Below are 372 nucleotides of genomic sequence, written 5' to 3'. Positions count from 1 at the left end.
TTGAAGACGGATGCGAATACGGCGGCGCCGTTGGCGGGTGGTGTGTTCGATCTGTGGGAGGAGACGAATGGTGTTCCGGGTCTGCAGACGTCGGGGGTGAACCCGGACACGCAGGTGGGTGCGGCATGTACGACGGGTGCGTATGGTCGGTGTTCTCGGACGGTGGAGGTCGGCACGTATTACTGGCGTGAGACGGCTGCCCCGCCCGGGTATCAGTTGCCTGCTTCGCCGGTGTTCGGTCCGTTGGTTCTGACTCCGGCGAATGCTTAGCTCGGACTTGCGGAGAGGCCGGCAAGTCTGAATCACACCCAGTAGATCTCGGTGGTGGCCGTCTCCTTGACGGCTGCGCGGCCGGCGGCGCGGGGGGGGGGG

Annotated in this window: 1 protein-coding gene; it reads left to right on the top strand. The window is 65.6% G+C overall.

Going from position 1 to position 372, the window contains the following annotated elements:
* The coding region (locus PUR56_RS00490; protein ID WP_329947375.1) for a prealbumin-like fold domain-containing protein at positions 1–270 on the top strand (270 nt) is incomplete at its 5' end.
* Positions 271–372: the final 102 nt, after the last annotated feature.

This window comes from Streptomyces sp. BE303, from assembly GCF_036290945.1.
Taxonomy (GTDB): domain Bacteria; phylum Actinomycetota; class Actinomycetes; order Streptomycetales; family Streptomycetaceae; genus Kitasatospora.
This window is presented reverse-complemented; position numbering and strand designations above follow the sequence as displayed.